This is a genomic window from Aurantivibrio infirmus, assembly GCF_054767315.1.
Genome location: NZ_BAAFSK010000015.1, coordinates 1 through 2,542 on the forward strand (window position 1 = coordinate 1; position 2,542 = coordinate 2,542).

Here is a 2,542-nt window from a genome sequence, read left to right on the forward strand (position 1 = left end):
CTTTAGCAAGCTACCGATTAGAACTTTATTGCTGCAAAAGTACTTGCGACGAACTTTACTGAGCCGCAAACGACGATACTTATAGAATTAAATTTTTAACCTTGCTCCGTGGCTTCTTTACCCCGCGATAGGGTTTGGGTTACTACCGAATTCTCTAGCATCTTTTGTAACTTAAAGAATGCACTTTTATTTTTGCGGCGACACTAAATTATGATTTTTAATACACGTAACGCCCAAAGCAGCGGCGCGCGTTAGCGCGTCCAGCCCGCAGGGCGATGCTGCCTTTGCTTGTTATGTGTTTTGCCATTGAATAATACCTGTAACTTTTGATTCGGCCTCTTCAATGGCTTCATTTATTTTTTGGAAGCCTCGGGAATCAACCCAAGTTGGTTCTTGGCTCTCACCTGCATTTCTGAACCGGACATAATAAAGAACACCATGTTCATTTAGCGATTCAGGTTCTTCGTCTGGCTCTAGCATATCGTCAGCTTCAGCTAAGCTATACCACCAGTCATAAGAGAGATTGATTATATCGACTGGCTTCTCAGCTACACCGTCGTATAACCAAACTCCTCTTCTTTCTATGGTGATGCTCATTCAGAATTACTCGTACACATAACGCCGCGATGTGCGGATTTTATAAGTGGAGGCAAAGCCGGAGCTTATAAAAATCCGCACGATTGCTTTGTTAACTATTTTAGTCATATATTGATATTCTATTTATTTTGGTTAAAATGCCCGGATAATCTGAACCAATTTGCAAAACATCTTGTGGTAATTCTTCTCTACCTTGATGAATATAAATTCCCTCAATTAGATACCAACTTCCCGTAAATTTATTCAAATCACTATAATTCGACTCCAGTTCCTCAGGTTCGATATCTAGTTTTATTGAGCTTGAAGTATCAAATTTCTGATACCGCTCATTCGATACAAAAAGCAAGTGCGATTCGAATTGTATAATGCCTGTTCCGCTTACTCGGACACGCCAACCATCAAACTTTTCTCCATTCGTGATTAATTCGAATATTGAAATATCATTTGCGTCAAACCTTGGTTCTCCCCACTCAAAAGAATGGTTGCCACATCCGGCGAAAAGTACGAAGAAAGTTAAAATTATGATTCTGTTCATCAATATATAGTTAACGCCGCCAGCAGGGGCAAATTTGTAGCGCAGCGGAAAATTTGTCCCGCGCAACGTTTTTTTGTTGCGCAAACCTGGCTGGCCTTGTTATGTGTTTACCCGCCGCTTGTTAATATTTGATTGTTTAGGAAATGCTAACCATGCACAAGAAGCCATTACACCGAACATGAAAATAAAGATATAAAAAGCGGCTTCTTTGATTGATGCTTGCCTGAGTTCTTCCACTTGATTTCTATCTGGTTCCATTCCGTGTTCTTGGACGTACGCTGCCAAATCTCTTTCTACATATACTTCTGAGATAAGCCTCGATGTATAGATTGCCGTGAATAGTCCAGCTATTCCAATTATCCATTTCAGGTAAGGCAATATTTTCAAAAATTACTCCTAGAGCATTACATACACATAACGCCGCAATTTGGGGCAAGTATGGAGCGCAGCGGAATACTTGTCCCAGCCGCGCTTTTCAGCGGCGCTCAAGATTGCTTTGTTAAATGTTTTATTTTTTGAGTAAATTTTTAGGCTCCATACAAAAACTATTACTTTTGTATTCTGATTTTGTTTCTAGAGTTACGGTTTCTACCCAAGCATATCCGTAGTCATCTATTTCATATATTTTCATCTCTTTACCTTCGCATGCCTTAACCGCTTTTAAAGACTCGTCATCTAAGTCGCTCACTAGCCAATCTGGAATATGCAATATTTTTACAAAATCACCTTCACTGATTGCAACACCATTTGTGTCTACTCGCTCAAGTGGGAATTTGTCAGGTGGTAGGTTCATATACATTTAACGCCCGTAGCACGGGAAAATTTGGAGCGCAGCGGAAAAATTTTCCCGGTGCCTACGTTTGTTATGTGCTCCATCTATTTCGGAGAATATTTGTTGCAACAAGCTTAGATGTAGTAATTTAGCCATCAGTCTTAATGTCTTTTGGAAGCTTTGATGACGGATTATGTTTTCCCGTCCTTGAATGTATTATGGTCCCAGTGGCGCCGATAGCTACAATGCATCCGACCGCTAACATCAAGCCTTTATCCGAAAACCATCCTGAAATTAGACAAGAAATACCTATCAGTAAAGCAAAATACTGATAGGCCAAATTAATTTTCATACTCATAATTTACCTTTATTGCACTTGTTTGCCACACATAACGCCTAAAGCATGCGAAAACGGAGCAACGCGTAGGTTTTCGCATGGCTTTATTTGTTAAGTGATTTACCATAAATAGCCTTTAGATAGATAAACAAAATGACTAGTAACTAATAGAGGCAATAAAAACAATAAGCTATAAAATGAAAATGTTATAGCGTAGTTGAACAACACTATACCGATACTTAGAACACCACAAAATAAATATATTTTCATGCGCAACTTGCTAGGTGGGGTAGCACCTTCG

General features: G+C 39.4%; 5 protein-coding genes. All 5 read right to left on the reverse strand.

Translation table 11 applies throughout. The annotated features are described in order from the left end of the window. Nucleotides 1-291: 291 nt before the first annotated feature. Complete coding sequence (locus ACYUCY_RS18235; protein WP_460227970.1) at nt 292-597, reverse strand: hypothetical protein; 306 nt, start codon at nt 595-597, stop codon at nt 292-294. A gap of 100 nt (nt 598-697) precedes the next feature. Then, complete coding sequence (locus ACYUCY_RS18240) at nt 698-1,216, reverse strand: hypothetical protein (protein ID WP_460227971.1); 519 nt, start codon at nt 1,214-1,216, stop codon at nt 698-700. Nucleotides 1,217-1,231: 15 nt separating this feature from the next. Continuing rightward, nucleotides 1,232-1,519, reverse strand: a complete 288-nt coding sequence (locus ACYUCY_RS18245) for a hypothetical protein (RefSeq protein ID WP_460227972.1) — start codon at nt 1,517-1,519, stop codon at nt 1,232-1,234. 121 nt (nt 1,520-1,640) lie between these two features. After that, a complete protein-coding gene (locus tag ACYUCY_RS18250) occupies nt 1,641-1,925 on the reverse strand; it encodes a hypothetical protein (protein WP_460227973.1) in 285 nt (94 codons plus the stop codon). Between the two features lie 436 nt (nt 1,926-2,361). After that, nucleotides 2,362-2,542: hypothetical protein (locus ACYUCY_RS18255; RefSeq protein WP_460227974.1), on the reverse strand; the 181-nt coding region annotated here is incomplete at its 5' end.